At 40.9% G+C, this 17,843-nt stretch carries 14 protein-coding genes; 9 read left to right on the top strand and 5 right to left on the bottom strand.

The genetic code is table 11. The features are described from left to right. Positions 1-17 precede the first annotated feature (17 nt). Complete coding sequence (locus IMZ31_RS18410) at positions 18-764, bottom strand: Cof-type HAD-IIB family hydrolase (protein WP_207528685.1); 747 nt, start codon at positions 762-764, stop codon at positions 18-20. Between the two features lie 234 nt (positions 765-998). On the opposite strand from IMZ31_RS18410, the gene IMZ31_RS18405 reads away from it, so the two are divergent. The 5 genes from IMZ31_RS18405 to nei all read left to right on the top strand — a co-directional run bounded on the left by IMZ31_RS18405 (position 999) and on the right by nei (position 7,204). Then, positions 999-3,194, top strand: coding sequence for a Z1 domain-containing protein (locus IMZ31_RS18405; RefSeq protein WP_207528684.1), 2,196 nt, complete (start codon positions 999-1,001; stop codon positions 3,192-3,194). Positions 3,195-3,367: 173 nt separating this feature from the next. Next, positions 3,368-4,951 (top strand): L-lactate permease, encoded by a 1,584-nt coding sequence (locus IMZ31_RS18400; protein WP_207528683.1) that lies wholly within the window; start codon positions 3,368-3,370, stop codon positions 4,949-4,951. 203 nt (positions 4,952-5,154) lie between these two features. Continuing rightward, complete coding sequence (locus tag IMZ31_RS18395) at positions 5,155-5,907, top strand: threonine/serine exporter family protein (RefSeq protein WP_207528682.1); 753 nt, start codon at positions 5,155-5,157, stop codon at positions 5,905-5,907. A gap of 18 nt (positions 5,908-5,925) precedes the next feature. Then, complete coding sequence (locus tag IMZ31_RS18390) at positions 5,926-6,369, top strand: threonine/serine exporter family protein (RefSeq protein ID WP_036780357.1); 444 nt, start codon at positions 5,926-5,928, stop codon at positions 6,367-6,369. Positions 6,370-6,373: 4 nt separating this feature from the next. Next, entirely contained in the window at positions 6,374-7,204 is an 831-nt protein-coding gene (gene nei / locus IMZ31_RS18385) for an endonuclease VIII (protein ID WP_207528681.1), read from the top strand. A 132-nt stretch (positions 7,205-7,336) separates the two neighbouring features. Here nei and IMZ31_RS18380 read toward each other — a convergent pair whose 3' ends face one another. The 3 genes from IMZ31_RS18380 to IMZ31_RS18370 form a co-directional block, all read right to left on the bottom strand. Further along, positions 7,337-8,836 (bottom strand): Na+/H+ antiporter NhaC family protein, encoded by a 1,500-nt coding sequence (locus tag IMZ31_RS18380; protein ID WP_207528680.1) that lies wholly within the window; start codon positions 8,834-8,836, stop codon positions 7,337-7,339. A 688-nt stretch (positions 8,837-9,524) separates the two neighbouring features. Further along, the gene (locus IMZ31_RS18375) at positions 9,525-10,145 is read right to left on the bottom strand and encodes a response regulator (RefSeq protein WP_207528679.1); all 621 of its coding nucleotides are present in this window, start codon (positions 10,143-10,145) and stop codon (positions 9,525-9,527) included. After that, on the bottom strand, positions 10,126-11,478 hold the full coding sequence (locus IMZ31_RS18370; RefSeq protein WP_242705613.1) for a sensor histidine kinase: 1,353 nt from the start codon (positions 11,476-11,478) through the stop codon (positions 10,126-10,128). Before IMZ31_RS18370 ends, IMZ31_RS18375 begins: the two co-directional genes overlap by 20 nt. Positions 11,479-11,801: 323 nt before the next feature. Here IMZ31_RS18370 and IMZ31_RS18365 point away from each other — a divergent pair, with 323 nt between their 5' ends. Further along, positions 11,802-12,776 (top strand): Gfo/Idh/MocA family protein, encoded by a 975-nt coding sequence (locus IMZ31_RS18365; protein ID WP_207528678.1) that lies wholly within the window; start codon positions 11,802-11,804, stop codon positions 12,774-12,776. Between the two features lie 139 nt (positions 12,777-12,915). Next, entirely contained in the window at positions 12,916-13,818 is a 903-nt protein-coding gene (locus IMZ31_RS18360) for an aldo/keto reductase (protein ID WP_207528677.1), read from the top strand. A 69-nt stretch (positions 13,819-13,887) separates the two neighbouring features. Here the strand turns inward: IMZ31_RS18360 and IMZ31_RS18355 are convergent, their stop codons facing one another. Continuing rightward, a complete protein-coding gene (locus tag IMZ31_RS18355) occupies positions 13,888-15,237 on the bottom strand; it encodes an MFS transporter (protein WP_207528676.1) in 1,350 nt (449 codons plus the stop codon). A gap of 241 nt (positions 15,238-15,478) precedes the next feature. On the opposite strand from IMZ31_RS18355, the gene IMZ31_RS18350 reads away from it, so the two are divergent. Then, the gene (locus IMZ31_RS18350; protein WP_207528675.1) at positions 15,479-17,059 is read left to right on the top strand and encodes a diguanylate cyclase domain-containing protein; all 1,581 of its coding nucleotides are present in this window, start codon (positions 15,479-15,481) and stop codon (positions 17,057-17,059) included. Positions 17,060-17,096: 37 nt separating this feature from the next. Continuing rightward, positions 17,097-17,726 carry a transporter gene (locus IMZ31_RS18345; protein WP_207528674.1) on the top strand — a complete coding sequence of 210 codons (630 nt, stop codon included), beginning with the start codon at positions 17,097-17,099 and terminating at the stop codon, positions 17,724-17,726. Positions 17,727-17,843: the final 117 nt, after the last annotated feature.

Below are 17,843 nucleotides of genomic sequence, written 5' to 3'. Positions count from 1 at the left end.
TATTTCTATTCTAAGTTTTATTGCTCTAAGATTGTACGAATTGCTTTCGCTACGCCATCTTCTTTGTTGGTCGTTGTGACCCACTGAGCCTCTTCTTTGACGATATCCTGAGCATTCCCCATAGCTACACCATATCCAGCCTCGCGAATCATAGCCAGATCATTGACGCTGTCTCCGACTGCCATCACTTGATCCATAGTTAAATCTAACCAGTCCGTCACTTTTCGAAGCGCAGTAGCTTTATTAATCCCGGCTGGGTTGACTTCAATATTCGTAGGACTTGAATTCGTAACTTCAAACGCGTCACTGTTCTCTAATTCGCTTAGAATCGTTTCTCTAAGTTCAGGGTCCTCAAACTCAAATCCATATTTCAGCCATTCATAATCTTCAACTTCCTTTTCAAAGGGTTCATGGCTGTTGAAGCGTCCTTCTACAGTGGAAGACCAGAAAAATGCGTTGTGCTTATTGGTCAAATCCCATAGGTGTCGAACATCCTTACCACTTAAAGGATTACGTTCCACAAGGTTGAAGCCTTCATCATAAATCTCACCGCCGTTAATTGTGATAAGATATGCGGATTCACCTAATGGTTCAATAACCTCTTTGCAATTGGGTAAGGAACGGCCCGTGCTAATAACAACGTGAATCCCTTTTTGTTTTGCCTCGTGAATAGCCTGTTTGTTAGCTTCAGAAATCTCATGGTTCGGACTCAACAAAGTCCCGTCCATATCTAATGCGATTAATTTGATATCTTTATGTTCCATTGTAACGCCTCCTATCGTAGCCCCTTCATTTTAATACAAAACGATACAAAGGAGAACCTTGGGTGTTAGTTTGCTACTGATAAGAGAATAATCCTGTGCTCAGATTAGCGACCTGCTCCCCCTGCCTTACTCCAGAGAGATTTGTTATACTAGGACGTAGATTAAAGAAAAGCCATTGCTCTGTTTGGAGGGGAATGGCTTTTTTTATGGAAAGATTATAGAGGAGTGACCGTTATGTCAGTCAGCCTTGATCAGTCTATCCGATTAGATGGTCAATTTTATCAAACCTTAAAGAAAGAGAAACAATACAATAGAGTAACAACCCAGTGTATTGAGAGCACGGTCAAGAGTTTAGTGAAGGAACATACTAGTTCTAACCGTCCGGGTATGCTGCTTGGTAAGGTTCAATCAGGGAAAACCCGTACGTTCCTAGGGATTATGGGACTAGCGTACGATAATGGATATGATCTTGTTATCATCCTTACAAAAGGCACCAATGCATTGGCTAGACAAACCTATGTCCGAGTTCAACAGGAATTCTCTTCTCAGATCGAAGATGATCAAATGCGTGTCTTTGATATTATGGGCTTACCTGATAACTTAAGAAAGTGGGAGCGCCGTCAGAAGCTCGCATTCATTGTTAAGAAAGAAACCAAAAATATGGATCGATTGAAACAGACATTGTTTGAGAAATATCCTGATTTGTCTTCTAAGCGGATCCTTTTCATCGATGATGAGGCAGACTTTGCAAGTGTTGCCTATCAAAAAAATACAGAAGCTAATATAAAAGAAATGCGCGTTATTTCAGGGAAGATTGACGAGTTACGTGAAGTCCTCACATCAACTTCTTACTTGCAAGTAACAGCAACACCTTATTCCTTGTACCTACAACCAGAAGAGCGACGAATTCATGAGAATAAACTGTTCCAACCTGTTCGCCCTGCTTTTACCGAGCTCGTGCCTGTTCATGATCAGTACGTAGGTGGAGAGATGTACTTCGAGAGGTCTAAAGATGACGATCACTTAGCATCTTACCTTTTTCATGAGGTAGACGACCGGGAGCTTGAAGTAATGAAGAAACTGGACAGGCGCAGAATAAAACTTAATGAGCTTCTCTATCAAAAAAACATTAACAATATCAGAGAAGCATTCATTAACTTCATCGTGGGGAGTTCAATCCGTAGGTGGCAGCAACGAAAAAGCGGACTTCGTATGGAGAAATATTCATTTATGATTCATACGGAGAGGGGAAAAATGGCCCATGCCTGGCAAGAAGAATTGTTAAATCGAATGGACGCTCAACTTAAAGAAAGCGCTCAAAACGATGATCCCATTTTTCGTGACCTCATAGAAGACTCTTATAAAGATCTGATTTGTTCGGTTTCTATGGTGGATGGTCCTCACCCTTCTTTTCAGGAAGTATTTTACGAAGTTCGGAAGGCTGTATTAGAAGAACATGTGGTCAGTTCCGTTGTCAATTCAGAGAAGGATGTGAATGAGCTTCTTGATCACACAGGGCAGCTCCAACTACGAGCTCCAATGAATGTGTTCATAGGAGGACAAATATTAGATCGTGGGATTACGATTGGCAACTTAATCGGCTTCTTCTATGGACGTAATCCAAAGTCTTTCCAACAAGATACCGTTCTTCAGCACTCGCGTATGTATGGGGCTCGGCCAATTGAGGATGTGGCGGTAACTCGATTTTACACGACCCGGAGTATTTACGACATTATGGAGCGGATTCATGAATTTGATACAGAGCTTAGGGAGTCCTTTGAGCGAGGTGGTCATGATCAGGGGGTAGTGTTTATCCAGAAAGATTCGATGGAAGAAATCATACCATGCAGCCCTAATAAGATCCTTTTATCAAATATAAGAATGATGAAACCTCATAAACGTATGTTACCTGTTGGGTTCCAAACCGGCTACAAAACTCACATCCAAAAGACGATCAATCACGTAACAAAGCAGCTTGAGAAATGGCGTGTTTCTGCTGTTAAACACAAGGGGGAAGCGTTTCTCATACCGGTAGAAGCGGCGAGTGAAATTCTTGCTCATATCCACCAGACGATTGAAATGGAACATGGCTACGAGTGGAATCTTGAAGATTACCAATCTATGCTTCATTACCTTTCTAATGAACACCAATCTACGGAAAAGGGGTATGTGTGGATTGTCATGCGTCAAGGTCGTCAAATTAAACGACTAGATCAGAACGGGCGCTTTGAGTCATCTCCAGATACTCCTGGAAATGGACAAGGGGAGCTGGCTGTAGCGCGTAATGTGGCTGCAGATGTCCCAGCTCTTATTCTTCTCCATCAGCAAGGAAAGAAAGAGCACGGTTGGAGAGGTGCTCCGTTTTGGTGGCCTGTTCTTGTGGCACCAAAAGAGACCAAGACCGCCGTTTATGCAAGTAAAACCGTGTGAAGGAATGCTGTAACGAATTCGACACACAATGCACACAACTCTGTCACCAGCATCTATTGAGCTTTCACATGTTTCGACATATGATTAAGATAGAGTCAGTCATCTGACGACTAACAAATAAAATTGCTTATTCGTAGAGTGTAAGTTTTATATAAAGTGAGGAGGAAATCGTTATGCTTGTATTGAGTGCTTTAAGTGCCATCATAGCTCCGTTTATCTTTTTAGTTTTGCTTCGCATGTCAGCTGTAAAAGGAATGTTGTTTAGCGCCATTATTGTGATCCTTTTATCTTTTACAGTATGGGGAGTGGGGAGTAATGTTATCCTAGCTTCTATATTGCAAGGCACTCATAAAGCTTTAACGATCCTTCTCATTCTGTTCGGGGCCATCGTGCTCTTAGAAACGTTACGCGGGACAGGAGCTGTTACGCGCATAAATCAGGGGTTCCGGAATATTTCTAAAGATATGAGAGTTCAAGTCGTCATTGTGGCTTTCCTTTTTGGTTCTTTAATTGAAGGGGCCGCAGGATTTGGCACACCAGCTGTGGTTACAGGTCCTTTAATGGTAGCCTTAGGATTTACACCGATGGCGGCCGCAGCGCTTGCTCTAATTGCCGACAGCTCAGCCGTTTCTTTTGGTGCAGTAGGTACACCTGTTCAAGTTGGGCTTAGTAATGTGCCAGGCGCTGACCTAAATTTCTTTCAAACAATTGCCGTGAAAGTTACTCAAATTGATCTCTTAGGAGCAACCTTTGTTCCATTTATATTGATTCTCATATTAACCATTTTCTTTGGCAAGGGAAAAGGGTTTAAATCTTCCGTACCATTGTTACTATGGTCTTTAATGGTTGGGTTAACGTATTCGATTTCAGCTCTTTTATATGCTACATGGTTCGGTCATGAATTTGTATCCATATTAGCAGCATTGACAGGGTTAGTCGTTGCTACAGTAACTGCCAATAAAGGGATCCTGCTCCCGAAAGAAGAGTGGAAAGAAGCATTACAAGAAGATTTTGAAGAAGATGAACATGCTTCTCCTATGAGTTTACTAACTGCTTGGGCTCCTTACCTAGTTGTTGTAGCACTATTATTGATTACACGCATTGTAACTCCAGTAAAACAATTTACGCTAAACGTTCTAGACCTTTCGTGGGAAGGTATCCTCGGATTTGAAGGGATCTCTTCTGGATGGCAAGTCTTATATTCTCCTGGAACAGTTTTAGTAGTAGCAGCTTTAGTAGCTTTAGTGATTCAGAGAAAGTCTTTTTCAACATTTGCGAGCGCTTCAGTAAAAGCTGTTGGTTCAATCAAAAACGCAGGATTAGCTCTACTCTTTACATTGGCATTAGTCCAAGTCTTCACAAATTCCGGAATTAACGGCAACGAGTTAGCTAGTATGCCTCAATACATTGCCAAGTCACTGGCTGGTGGATTTGGTTCCATGTGGATCTTTGTCGCACCGTATCTGGGAGAGCTTGGATCATTCATTACAGGAAGCGCAACCGTATCGAACTTGACCTTTGCACCTGTTCAACATAGTATTGCTACCCAAACGAATATGAATAGCGATATCGTTCTAGCCGTGCAAGTAATGGGCTCTTCTGCCGGGAATATGATTTGCGTGCATAATGTAGTAGCCGCATCAGCAGTCGTAGGCTTGGCTGGTAAAGAAGGGGATATTATCCGAAAAACACTAGGACCAGCACTTCTCTACGGTGCCTTAGCTGGAATAGGTGGGTTTATTCTATTAAATTTATAAATCATAGTTAAAGCGATCCTTACAAATGGGTCGCTTTTTATTTTGCTCTGATAAGGAGCGAACTCAAACAGAAACTCTAAAGGTTAGTGCAAGTCAGGTGAGTGAGTCACCTGGCTTTTTCATATTGATTTTAGCTGTTGCTTCTCTTGCCCGTAATCGGATAAACTTTAGACACGTGTATATCACAAGAGAGGAGGAGGCGTATGGAAGAGAGAAGTACTCAACAGGAAATGGTAGAACTCTGTTTATTCATCGGTAGAATTATGCTCCAAAACGGGGCGGAAACATATAGAGTTGAAGATACCATGACAAGAATTGCAGCTTCCTATGGGAAAGAAGATGCGCAAAGCTTTGTGACACCGACAGGCATTGTATTTTCTTTAAGTCGAACGGAACCGTCGAAACTTGTTCGAGTTTCAGATCGGACGACGAATTTACATAAAGTGACCCAGGCAAACAGCATTTCAAGAAACATAACAGGCGGGGATTTAACGCTTAGAGAGGCATACAAACAGCTGGATGAAATCGATACCTCCGGCTCTTATTACTCGATGGGAACACAAATTGCAGCAGCTTCGCTGGCTAGTGGTTGCTTTTCTATTATGTTTCAAGGAAATTGGTATGATTTCCTACCAGCTTGTATTTCAGGTGGAATTGGTTTTGTGGTGTTATTGCTATTACATGAACTATTTGAAATTAAGTTCTTTGCTGAATTCTTGGCTTCATTGTTTATTGGTACCCTTGCGTTTACATTTATGTCATTCGGCATTGGGCATGAAACGGATAAGGTTATTATAGGTTCTGTAATGCCCCTTGTTCCTGGACTTCTTATTACGAACGCTGTGCGAGATCTAATGGCAGGTCATTTAATTTCAGGGCTATCAAAAGGGGCTGAAGCATTTCTAACCGCTTTTGCCATTGGGGGAGGGGTAGCGATTGCCTTTTCAATTTTTTAAAGATGGAGTTGGACGCTGATGATTATGGAACAATTTATATTAAGCTTTATTGCCTCCGCAGCCTTTGGGGTCATATTTCAAGCGCCCAAAAGCACACTGTTGAAATGTGGACTAGTAGGCTCCTTAGGGTGGGTCATCTACATGTTGTTTATACAAGCAAACATTGATGCCGTAACAGGAACGTTTGTTGCATCTTTTGTTATTGCGATGATTAGTCAGTTCTTCGCGAGAAGGTATAAAACGCCTGTTGTTGTTTTTAGCGTGGCGGGTATAATTCCTTTAGTACCTGGGGGACTAGCTTATGATGCCATGCGCAACTTTGTTCAGAATGATTACGGAGAAGCTCTTCCCATTGCGGCGAAAGTATTTATGATCTCGGGTGCGATTGCAATAGGTCTTGTGCTTTCTGAAGTGATGAACCAAATTTCTAAAAAGGTAAGGAAACGGAAACTGTGGAGGTGAAGGAATGCCTGAAGGTCCGGAAATTAGAAGAGCAGCTGATGAGGTAGAGAAAGCTCTTCAAGCCTCAATGGTCTTAGAAGTCTCTTTTGCTTTTGAAGTGCTCCAAGAGTATGAATCCTTGTTCGCTAATAGTGAAGTGGTACGAGTAGATACAAAAGGTAAAGCGATGCTAATTCGTTTTAACAATGGGTATACGATTTATTCTCATAACCAACTTTACGGGAAATGGTATGTTCGCAAATCTTATAACTATCCTAAAACAAATCGTCAGCTACGATTGGCCATTCATAATGAAAAGAAATCGGCTCTGCTTTATAGTGCATCAGACATTGAAGTGCTTAGAGATGAAGAGGTTGACTTTCATCCGTTCATATCCAAAGTTGGTCCAGATCTCTTAAATGAACACGTTACGGTAAAGGACTTAACAGAACGCTTTACCTCTAACCGTTTTTGTAAAAGGAAGTGGACTTCCTTGTTGTTGGATCAAGCTTTTTTGGCGGGGATCGGAAATTATTTAAGGAGTGAGATCCTCTTTGTGGCAGGAATCCACCCTGAACTACGGCCCATAGATTGTACAACTCATCAAATAGAGAAAGCTGCTGAAGCGGTCATTACTTTAATGGATCGATCCTATAAAACGGGCGGCATTACTGTTGATGCACACCTTGCAGAGCGTTTAAAAGCCAAAGGCGAGAAACGCTCCCAGTATCGACACTTTGTATTTAATAGGGAAGGAAAACCTTGTCGGGTTGATGGGACAGAAATAAGAAAGATTACAGCTGCATCAAGGCGGTGTTACTACTGCCCGACTTGCCAGACCAAAGGGAGAGTATAAAAAGCGTTACTGGAAGTGCTTTAACCAGTAACGCTTTTTTGTTAACGAAAATCTAGCTCTCATTTAATTAGTCGTTCGAATGAATGAAAATACAGTAAAAAACTCCTACCATAAGAGGTAGGAGTTACGCATTTACATAATAATTCCGGTAATGAGAAAGAGTAAAGAAGCCACTCCGGCTGCTGTAAGAGCGTAAGGGAGCTGTGTATTGATGTGACTCATATGATCACAATCAGCTCCTACTGATGACATAATACTAGTATCAGATATTGGAGATGTGTGGTCTCCAAGTGCCCCGCCTGATAGGACAGCGGCTGCTGCTAAAATTGGATCGCCACCTGTAGCAAGCATTAAGGATACACCTATTGGCATCATGATCGCCCATGTTCCAAAGGATGTTCCCATAGAAAAAGCGACAAATCCAGATAAAATAAACAATGAAACGGGCACCATTGATGAAGGAACTACCCCTCCAGCAACTTCCTCAATAAACGCAGCAGCACCAGTTCCCTCTGGAGCAGTGGCGCGCATAATATCTCCTAATGTAACGGCAAGAATAATAATAATTCCACCGAGGATTACCGTTTTACTGCCTTCAAATAATTCATTTAAAAACGTGATTGGTGACATCTTTTTCGTGAGCGTATATTGTAAGAACGCTGTGATGATTCCTAAAGAAAAACTAATTAACAACATTTTGTTCCCGTCTAATGGTAACTTCTCGATAGCGATAAAGTAAGGAAGCGTGTAGTTCCATAAACCAAGGAATACAAGAGTGCCGATTGTAACTCCTAATGGAAGAACCATATCCATCGGAGATGCATGGTCTGCAGCTTCCGTGCTGGCAGCCATTTCAGCCCGTGCTGTACCTTGTTTTGGAATGTCAGATTGAGCTTGCTGGGCTCGTTCTTCGGCCTTCTTCATTGGGCCAAAGTCTTTAATTTTCCCCGATGCGAATAGAAATACCATGATTAGGATAACGATATTATAGAAGTTGAAGGGAATCGTTTTGGCGATTCCTATTATCGGATCCTCTACACTAGGGATATTATCAACCATTAAAGCACCCATGAACGCAACCCAACCTGAAATAGGGACAAGCACATTAATAGGAGAGGAAGTAGAATCTAAGAAAAAAGCTAGCTTCTCTCGGGAAATTTTCATACGGTCATAGATTGGCTTAAATACTGTCCCTGTTGCTAATGAGCTAAAGTAAGCACTTGTGAAAAGAGAGCTCCCCATAACAGCAGTAGATACTTGCGCCCCTTTCTTCCCTTTAACCTTTGTAGCAATCCAATTCCCAAATGCGTAGGCACCGCCTGATTTATTTAATACTCCAATAAATGCACCAAGCAGGAAGACAACAAGAATTAACTCTGCTCTTCCAGCTCCTTTCACAATGCCCATCCCTCTAATTCCCTCTTCAGGGTTAGCGGGATGACCTGCGATAGCGCCAAATAGGTTAACGATTGAGTAAAAAATAGAGTGTAATACACCGTTTGCTTGTATATCAATCATTATTGTACCAACTAAGATCCCGGAAAGTAGAGACGGGATCACGCGTTTTGACCAAATTGCCAGTGTAAGGGCAACAACGGAAGGTAGTAATGATAAGATTCCGAAATGTTCCATGATTGTCAAACTCCTTATTGATGTTTAAATTTTTATAATTGCATGATAATTTGTATTGTAACGAGGATTAGTTAAGTGAAGAAAGAGAAAAAAATGAAAAAATCCCCCAGGCTAAGTGGATGAAGCTTAGCCTGGAGGATTTTTTTAATTACTATTGAGCGGTACTTGTGGACGAGCGAGATAAGTAAACTACCTGCAGTGGCTAATGCTAATCGCCACTTCCGGCAGTTTGCTTATCCGGCCCCACACGAGGTGGGGTCGTTCGACGTTGGCTATTGACGTGACGGTTTTAGTCGAACTTCCTCTTTTCCCTGGGCACCCCCCTGCGCTTTTCATGATCTAGCTCCGGCGGGGAGGGCCTAGCGAGATAAGCAATCTACTTCCAGTCTGCTACGCAGACTTGCAGCAGCTTGCTTATCCGTACGGCCCTGGGCACCCCGCCTGCGCTTTTCATGATCTAGCTCCGGCGGGGAGGGCCTAGCGTGATAAGCAATCTACCTGCAGTGGCTAATCGCCACTTCCGGCAGCTTGCTTATCCGTACGGCCCTGGGCACCCCGCCTGCGCTTTTCATGGTGTCTAGCTCCGGGGGCTAGGGGCTAGCGAGATAAGCAAACTACCTGCAGTGGTTAATCGCCACTTCCGGCATTTTGCTTATCCGTACGCCCCTGGGCGAGCCCCCTGCGCTTTTCATAGGGTATACCACTGATACAATTTCTTCGGTCTCCCAATTTTTTGGTGGCTTACGACTTGTTTGACTTTGCCTTCTTCTAACAAGTGCATGACGTATCGGTAGACGGTTGGGTAGGCGAGGTCTACTTTTTTTGAGATTTCGTCCACTGAGGTGGGTTCGTTTTGTTTCTTTAGGTACTCTTCTACGTATGAGAGGGTTCCTTTGCTAATGCCTTTTGTGCTGTAGACGTTGTCGTTTTGATTTTGGCTTTCTTTAATATTCGAGAGCTGGACGTGGAGTTGGATTCTTGAGATCATGTCCGGTGCTTTGACAGGTTTTAAGGCAAAGTCAGTGGCGCCTTCTTTTAAGAATTGATCGGCAATTTCCTGTCGTTCGTCTACTGTTAGTACCAGAATGGGGATCGACGGATTCGTTTTGCGTATTTCTTTAACGGTTTGGAGGCCGTCCATCTCTGGCATATGATAATCTACCAAGATTAAGTCAAAGGGTGCTTGATTAAAGAGATCTACACCTTGTTTTCCGTTTTCTGCTGTTTGCGAGTCCCAGCCTGCATGATTGCAGATTTCTTGTAACATATAGCGAAGGGACGAATCGTCATCAATGATTAGAATGTTCATAGCGTACACGCTCCTTTGGCAATTGAATCCAGAATAAAGTTCCTTGATTTTTATCACTTTCGATATGTAAGGCGGCATCGTGTTCGGCTACGACGTTTTTGACAAAAGTCAGTCCAAAACCAGGGTGGCTCTTCGTGCTAAACCCAGGCTTCCAAATCTTCTGTTGCTCTCTCTTTGGAATCCCATTTCCATTATCTTCAACGCCTAGCCAAATCTCTTCACCATATTTTTCCGTTCTGATAATAACATGGGCATTAGGAATCCCTTCTACAGCATCACAGGCATTATCAATTAAATTGACCATGGCACGAGTCATACGAATTTTGTTTACAAGTACTTCAGTATCTTCATTAGCATTTAATTCGAACTCAAAAGAGATATCAGCGTAGCTTAATTTATTAGCTCTTATATATTCAATCAAACGCTTCATGCTGCACCAGTTTTTCTTCTCATCATAAAGGATCTCGGATACCATATTGCTGGTGGATTGGATGGATTCAGAGATTTTGTCTGTATAATCGAGGATCTCTTGGTTTTTCGTCTTCATCTGAATTAATGAATTTAGTCCCTCGATAAGAGCAAGAGGGGTTTTTAAATCATGTACCAGATGAAGGGCTTCTCGTCCAGATCTTGATTCAATCATCTCTCCTCTAGCACGGTTTAAATCCTGTTTGATCTTCCACTTTTGAGCAGACACTGCTAAGTAAACGGTAAGCATTACCGCATTGATGACAAAGATGGAACACAGAACGATACTATAAAAGGATAGAGTCGTCCCGAATTCAAGGGAAACGGCAATGTCTTTAAGTTCTGAAGATATAGCGCCGCCCCCGAAGCCAAATGGGGTTAAAAACGTAACAGTATCCAGCCATTGATAGCCAAATAATAACTGAGCTAGAACGAATGATTTGAGAACCGGTCTTAGTTGATCGCGGCTCAACATATGCATTAGAACGATAGACATTAAAATCAAAAAGGCGGGACCACCGAAGTGATAATTAACAGCGCTATATGAATTAATAGAGGCATACACAAGCGGGATGACACCGAAGGGAACCGCAACTTTTAACCAGGGTTTTTCGAACTTTCTACCAAGTATATCTCCTAATAATAAAGCTCCAAGGTAATGAGGGAGCGCACGAATTGTGTTTAACATGACAAGTGTAAAAGCTGTCATCATAAGCGTACTTCCGGATGGATCTTCGTTCAATTTCTCCATCGCAGAAGAAAGGCCAACCATATCAATACTTAACCACAGGGGCATCGTAATTCCCATCAAGATAAGAGCAATCGTTGTCCAAATACTCCATGATGTAATAACAGAATCCTTCATAGCCAACTCCAATCTTTAACATAATTGGTCATTCAACCTTTTACTTATTTTACTATAAGATTCTGTATTTTAAATATGTTTTGTAAATTCAAACAAGAAAAATAGACCCTCTGCATAAGCCCTCCTTATACGGGAGATAAGGCTCGAAGCTGAGGCCTTTTGTGTGGATGGGGCCGTTACGTTTGTTGATTGATTTTCCGGTCTTTATGATGAGTAAATCAATAGCGTGGTAATAGATAGCAAGATTTGAAAGGGGAAAAGAACGGGTATATGCGTTAAGAGGAAAATGTAGGCTATTAAATTATAAAGGAGAGGGATTAAACATGCGTTGGGGCATTTTAGGAACAGCAAATATTGCTAGGAAGGCTTTAATTCCAGCCATTCAGCGATCAGATGGGGCTGAGGTTGTGGCTGTAGCAAGTAGCAGTGGTAAAGAAGAGAAAGTAGCAAAGCATTTTGATATTCCAAATGCTTATAGTAGTTATCAGCAATTATTGAATGATGAACAAGTTGAGGCCGTATATATTCCCTTACCTAATCATCTTCATAAAGAATGGGTCTTAAAGGCTGCCCAAGCTGGAAAACATATCTTATGTGAGAAGCCTGCTGCTTTAAGCTATCGTGACGTAGAAGAAATGATCCAGACTTGTCAGAACCATAATGTAATTTTCTTAGAGGCATTTATGTATCAATTCCACCCTCAACATGAGCGTGTGAAAGAGATTATTGCATCAGGTGAAATTGGAGATGTGGAGTTAATGAAGGCCAGCTTCTCCTTTAGCTTTGACAGAAGTAACTACAACATTCGTCTCGATCCTGAAAAAGGGGGAGGGGCTCTTTGGGATGTAGGCTGTTACGGCACTCATTCTGCTCTTCATTTGTTGGGGAGTAAACCCGATCATGTGCAGTCTATATCAAATGTCGATGAGGACCATGAAGTAGATCTAGCTTCGCTCGTTACAATGAAACTTGAGAATGGAGTTCTGGTTCAGGTTGACTGTAGTTTCAACACACCATTACGGAATGAGTATGAAATTATTGGAACGGAAGGTAGAATGACTGTTCCTCATGCTTATCGTCCAGATGCAAATGATCATAAAGGTGTCATACGTATATCCAATAAGGATGGAGAACGAGAAGTTGTAGAAGAAGGTGATCAGTATGCTCTTCAAATAGAAGCATTTGAAAGAATCGTAGAAAACCATGAATCAATCGATGCATTACAATTTAAAACGCTTGAAAATATTAAACTCATTGATTCCATTTACCAAAGCCAAAACGGAACTGTCCGAATCTAACAGGTGCGTGCCAGACACCCTTTAGGAAGATAAAGGGTGTCTGGCACGCTTCACTATGATGAAGCGCTTTCCTCGCGTTTTTGGGGGAAAGGAAGTACGATAAAGGAGAAGTATATACATATTTGGAGGAGTTAAATCTATGAATCGTATTCAACTTGCTGAAGAATTTTCAGTTTCTCAAATTGTCCATGGACATTGGAGATTGGCTGATTGGAATTATTCGAATGAAGAAGTAGTCGAACTGATTGAACAATGTTTAGACCTTGGCATTACGACATTTGATCACGCTGATATATATGGAAGTTATACATGTGAGCCATTATTCGGACAAGCGCTTGCCCTTAAACCTGAGTTGCGTGAGAGGATGGAGCTTGTTACAAAGTGTGGGATTGTTTTAGAATCTGAGAATCGTCCAGAGCATCAATCGCATCACTATGATACGAGCAAAGCTCACATTTTGAAGTCTGTTGAGAATTCGTTGCAAGCTTTTGGAACCGAGTATATCGATCTGTTACTTATTCACCGACCAGATCCATTAATGGATCCAAAAGAAGTGGCAGAAGCTTTTCGTGAATTAAAAGACGCTGGTAAAGTGCGTCATTTTGGTGTATCCAATTTCAAAAAACATCAACTGGACATGCTTGAGTCTCACTTAGATGTAGAACTTATTACAAACCAAATTGAACTATCTCCATACAATCTTGAGAATATTCATGATGGAACACTAGATACTTGTATGGAAAAACGATTGGCCCCAATGGCTTGGTCTCCTCTTGGTGGTGGGGATGTGTTCACTAGTGATAGTGAGAGAGCGATTCGCTTACGCACTACTCTTGATAAAGTGGCCGGAGAGATTGGTGCAGAAGGAATTGATCAGGTTATGTATGCCTGGTTACTAGCTCATCCAGCAAAGGTCATCCCTATTGTAGGATCAGGCAAAATAGAGCGTATTAAGTCAAGCGTAGCTGCTCTTGACCTTACGCTCACAAAAGACCAATGGTTTGAGATTTACACGAGCTCTCAAGGCTATGATATCCCATAAACAATAGTAAAAGCTGTCCTTTAAGGGACAGCTTTTACTTTGAATAACCGGTATTTTTATAGAAGTACCCTAACCTTCTATCTTTTTCGATCTTCTAACCATCTGCCCAAAAATAATACAAGATAAAACCATGAGGACCAGTATAAACAAGAATGTATTCTGGAAAGAAGCCATGGAATACTGCTCATCTCCGAGTTCTAAGAAGAAACCGGCCAGTACAGGTCCGGAGGCTGAACCAACGAACTGTACAAGTTGTTTAAGACCAATACCTGATCCAATCAAGGTAGAAGGTAGAAAGTGAGAAACTTCATTCGTAGAACTAGACGATAGACTTGAGAATCCAAAGCTTGTAAACATATAGCCAAACATAATCATATATTCATTTATAGGTGATAAGAAATAAAAAATGATCGTCGATCCTGTTAGTAGAACATGAGCGAGAAACATCACCCGTATATTGCCGTATCGATCTATTAGACGTCCTACATATACAGCTGCAAGAGCTGAAAGGAAAGCTCCTGGGAAGATGATTAGCCCTACTGTTGTTGGGCTTTTGTCATATACATTTTTCAGCATTAAAGGCATTAAGACGAGGATTGCAAAATGAGTGGTAAATCCTAAATAACTCATATAGACAATCAATCGGTAGGGTTTATTTCGAATTAATTTAGGCTGAATAAATGGAGCATGATTCTTATTTAAATGCCACCACAACATCCCTGCTAACACCAAACCAACTGCCAGATAGTACCACGTTATGGTAGATATAAATAAGAGCAAAGCAGTAACCGATAATCCGGTTAAAACCGCCCCCATTTTATCGAAATGACCAGGTTGAGAAGACTCTTCTGGTAATTGTTTATTTAAAACAGGTAACAAAAGAATAACGAGTAACGTAAAGACGAACAAGAAATTCCAGTTTAAGTAATCCGTAATTGCCCCACCGAAAACAGGACCGAGACCGAATCCTAGAGAAGAAGCAGAAGCAATGAAAGCCATGGCACGTCCTCTGTGATGCCCTGGTACAAAACGTCCGGCATATACATAAGAAAGTCCTGGTATTGCAGCTGCTCCGGCAGCTTGAAAGAGTCTGGCAATCATGAGCCAAATGAAATTTTGTGTAAAGTATCCAAAAACGGATGCTGATGCAAAGAGCACAACACCAATCATAAGTAATCGTTTAAGTGGAACATAGTCACTTAAGCGAGTATAAGTGATCGTAAAGATTGCTAGAACGATGGAATACCCTGATACAATCCAAGCCCCTTGTGAAGGAGAGAGACTGAAATCACTTAGCACATTTGGCAGGGCTACGTTGAACATGGTTGTGTTCATGACTACAAGCCAAACGGCAATGCTAAGAATGATAATCGTTTTAAAATATCCTTGTTTGAAAAGAGGGGTTGATTCCTTTTTCATATGTTTCCTCCTGCTGAGATTTTACTATTTCGATACTCGAAGTACTGTAACATAAATGAATGATATTTAAAATGAATATGCGTAATAGAGGGTTTCGGTCTGAATGATACAACTATATTTATTGGGAGTGGTTCTTTATGCTCAAGGATTGGTTTAAGGAGAGGGTTAAAAGTTAATTGTATGAGTAATTCATGCTAATCTAAAAGTAATGCATGAAAACCAATGAAGAGATGTGTGTAGTATGACTGTCGAATCGATTATAATGAGTTTCTTTATCTATTTAATTCCTGTCTTATTTCTGTTTTATATGGCGATTGAAGTCTTTCTTCGTAATGTTCAGAGTAAGATCCACCGCTTGGCCAGTTTAATCGTGCTAGGATACATGTTGTTGTTTTTAGAAGAATATATACGCCACTTGCTTCCCATCCAATACAGTGCACCATTAGCAATACTTTGGTATGGCAACGTTGGTGCTCTCTTGATAAGTTTCGGATTCCACTTTGTAGCTGAAGTGACCTCCTTCAAACATCGAATACCCATCCGCTTACGACCATATATTTATTATGTACCTGTTGTATTTGTGATTTTATCGGTATTTTCATTGAGTCATATGTTCAATAGCCTTAACTTCGTTCAGCAAGGGATCTGGAAACTTCCAACCCATAATACGTTTTATTATTTAGCTATTACAACAGGGAATCTGTTGACGGTCTTTTTCATTTATATCATTTTTAAGCAAAGAAAAGTGATCGAATCGTTAGAACGTAAACGTATAATGGATATCTTATTGTACTCATTTACATTTGTATTAGTTTGGAATATTATATTTGGTTATATTGATTTTGGGAAATGGTTACCTCCCCGTCCATATATCTTCTCAGGTGTGGTCTGGTGTTTCATGTTAAGGAGGGCGATGGTCAAATATGACTTTCTATCTTCTTACTCGAAACGTTATGAAATTCTATTTAACTTAAATCCTAACGCTATTATATTAGTTGATAGCAAAGGAGTCATAAAGGAAGCAAACCCAACAGCTCAATACTTATTAGAAGATGTGAATATTCGCAACCGGAATGTGTTTGAGGCTTACCAGACTACCCATCAAGAAGAATGGATTGATCTCTATCATAGAATATTTGAAAAACGCCAGCCTGTTCGGGAATTTGAGGCAGAAATTGAGAGTGTAAGAGACGGTAAAACCCGTCATTTACTCATTGATGGAGACTTCTTATTTGTGGACCAACAGCCGTATTTCATGATCATTATACGGAATATTACCTCTGAGAAGCAGAAGGCGGAGCAGGTTTCCTTCCTGGCTTATCATGATTCCTTAACTCAATTGCCCAATCGAAGGTCTTTTTATCAATCATTGGAAGAGCGAATCCAATCGAGTACTACACTTAATGTTGCCATTATGCTCTTTGACCTAGATTCATTTAAACAAGTTAATGACCGTTACGGACACACTGTTGGAGATGATTTCTTAAAACATGTGTCTAAAGAAGTGAACGAATTTGTGCAGGGCAAAGGGTTTGCTGCCAGGTTAGGAGGAGACGAGTTTGTCATCTGTTTAGACGATATTCCTTCCATTGATTTTGTGAAAGGAGAGGCACAGTCATTGCTTAAACAATTTCACGAAAGCCCTTATTCCGAAAAGGGGATTGAGATTCCTATACAAGCAAGTATTGGAATTAGTTTATATCCAGAACATGGGGTTGTAGCAGATGAATTGGTGAAGAGGGCTGATCAGTCCCTTTATAAAGTAAAAAACAAAGGAAAGAATAATTTCCATATGAATGGATCCGATTCTTTATCCTCGTGATATACTACTATCAAAAGGTTTAGTAAAGGACGAGTATATGAGAATCTTCAAGCGTACGTATGAGGGGATAATGATTCTGCTCGTTATTGCAACCATTATGACGTTATGGAGCGATCGCCCCTACGACTCTGCAATCAACTGGGTCGTTTGGGGAATATTCATGACGGATTTCATGGTTCGGTTAGTGTTAGCGGAGAATAAATGGAAGTTTGTTAAACAAAACCCTTTTTTAGTGGTGGCTGTAATCCCTTTTGATCAATTCTTTCAAATGGCACGTATTGTTCGTATTATTTACTTATTTCGTATTAAAACCATTACGAAATATTATATTGAACCCTTTATTAATAAGCTGACGTATAGATCTAAGGTATTTATATTCGGATTATTTTTAATTATTTTGCTGGCTGAGTCGGTTACGTTGTGGGTGCTAGAGGCAGGGGTGATCACCTTCTCTGAAGCCATTTTGATGATAGGCAGGCAACTGATGTTTTTTGGACATCAAAGCGGATTCCCATTAAGGACTGAGTCGGTTGTCATGCTTGTGTGTACATCTATAATGGGCGTTGTGCTTCACGGATTAGCATTGCAGTGGGCAATTGAGAGAGGAGAAAAGCTTCTCAAACAACGAAAGAAGAAATTAAAATCTTACAAAGATGTTCAGGGATGATCTAACTAAATAAAGGATGAAGAAGGGTCTGATAGTGTCCGGTTACAGACCTTTTTTTAGTACTTAAACGTTTATTTATAGATCCTTTCTGCGCAAAAATGTTTGAATATTATGTAA

The organism is Pontibacillus sp. ALD_SL1, from assembly GCF_017355605.1.
Note: the sequence above shows the minus strand (reverse complement) of the source record. Positions and strands in the feature narration are given on the sequence as shown.

Excerpts from the sequence above, each read along its gene's own strand:
- IMZ31_RS18410 (WP_207528685.1), bottom strand. The coding sequence starts at position 764 with ATGGAACATAAAGATATCAAATTAATCGCATTAGATATGGACGGGACT.
- IMZ31_RS18405 (WP_207528684.1), top strand. The coding sequence starts at position 999 with ATGTCAGTCAGCCTTGATCAGTCTATCCGATTAGATGGTCAATTTTAT.
- IMZ31_RS18400 (WP_207528683.1), top strand. The coding sequence starts at position 3,368 with ATGCTTGTATTGAGTGCTTTAAGTGCCATCATAGCTCCGTTTATCTTT.
- IMZ31_RS18395 (WP_207528682.1), top strand. The coding sequence starts at position 5,155 with ATGGAAGAGAGAAGTACTCAACAGGAAATGGTAGAACTCTGTTTATTC.
- IMZ31_RS18390 (WP_036780357.1), top strand. The coding sequence starts at position 5,926 with ATGATTATGGAACAATTTATATTAAGCTTTATTGCCTCCGCAGCCTTT.
- nei (WP_207528681.1), top strand. The coding sequence starts at position 6,374 with ATGCCTGAAGGTCCGGAAATTAGAAGAGCAGCTGATGAGGTAGAGAAA.
- IMZ31_RS18380 (WP_207528680.1), bottom strand. The coding sequence starts at position 8,836 with ATGGAACATTTCGGAATCTTATCATTACTACCTTCCGTTGTTGCCCTT.
- IMZ31_RS18375 (WP_207528679.1), bottom strand. The coding sequence starts at position 10,145 with ATGAACATTCTAATCATTGATGACGATTCGTCCCTTCGCTATATGTTA.
- IMZ31_RS18370 (WP_242705613.1), bottom strand. The coding sequence starts at position 11,478 with ATGAAGGATTCTGTTATTACATCATGGAGTATTTGGACAACGATTGCT.
- IMZ31_RS18365 (WP_207528678.1), top strand. The coding sequence starts at position 11,802 with ATGCGTTGGGGCATTTTAGGAACAGCAAATATTGCTAGGAAGGCTTTA.
- IMZ31_RS18360 (WP_207528677.1), top strand. The coding sequence starts at position 12,916 with ATGAATCGTATTCAACTTGCTGAAGAATTTTCAGTTTCTCAAATTGTC.
- IMZ31_RS18355 (WP_207528676.1), bottom strand. The coding sequence starts at position 15,237 with ATGAAAAAGGAATCAACCCCTCTTTTCAAACAAGGATATTTTAAAACG.
- IMZ31_RS18350 (WP_207528675.1), top strand. The coding sequence starts at position 15,479 with ATGACTGTCGAATCGATTATAATGAGTTTCTTTATCTATTTAATTCCT.
- IMZ31_RS18345 (WP_207528674.1), top strand. The coding sequence starts at position 17,097 with ATGAGAATCTTCAAGCGTACGTATGAGGGGATAATGATTCTGCTCGTT.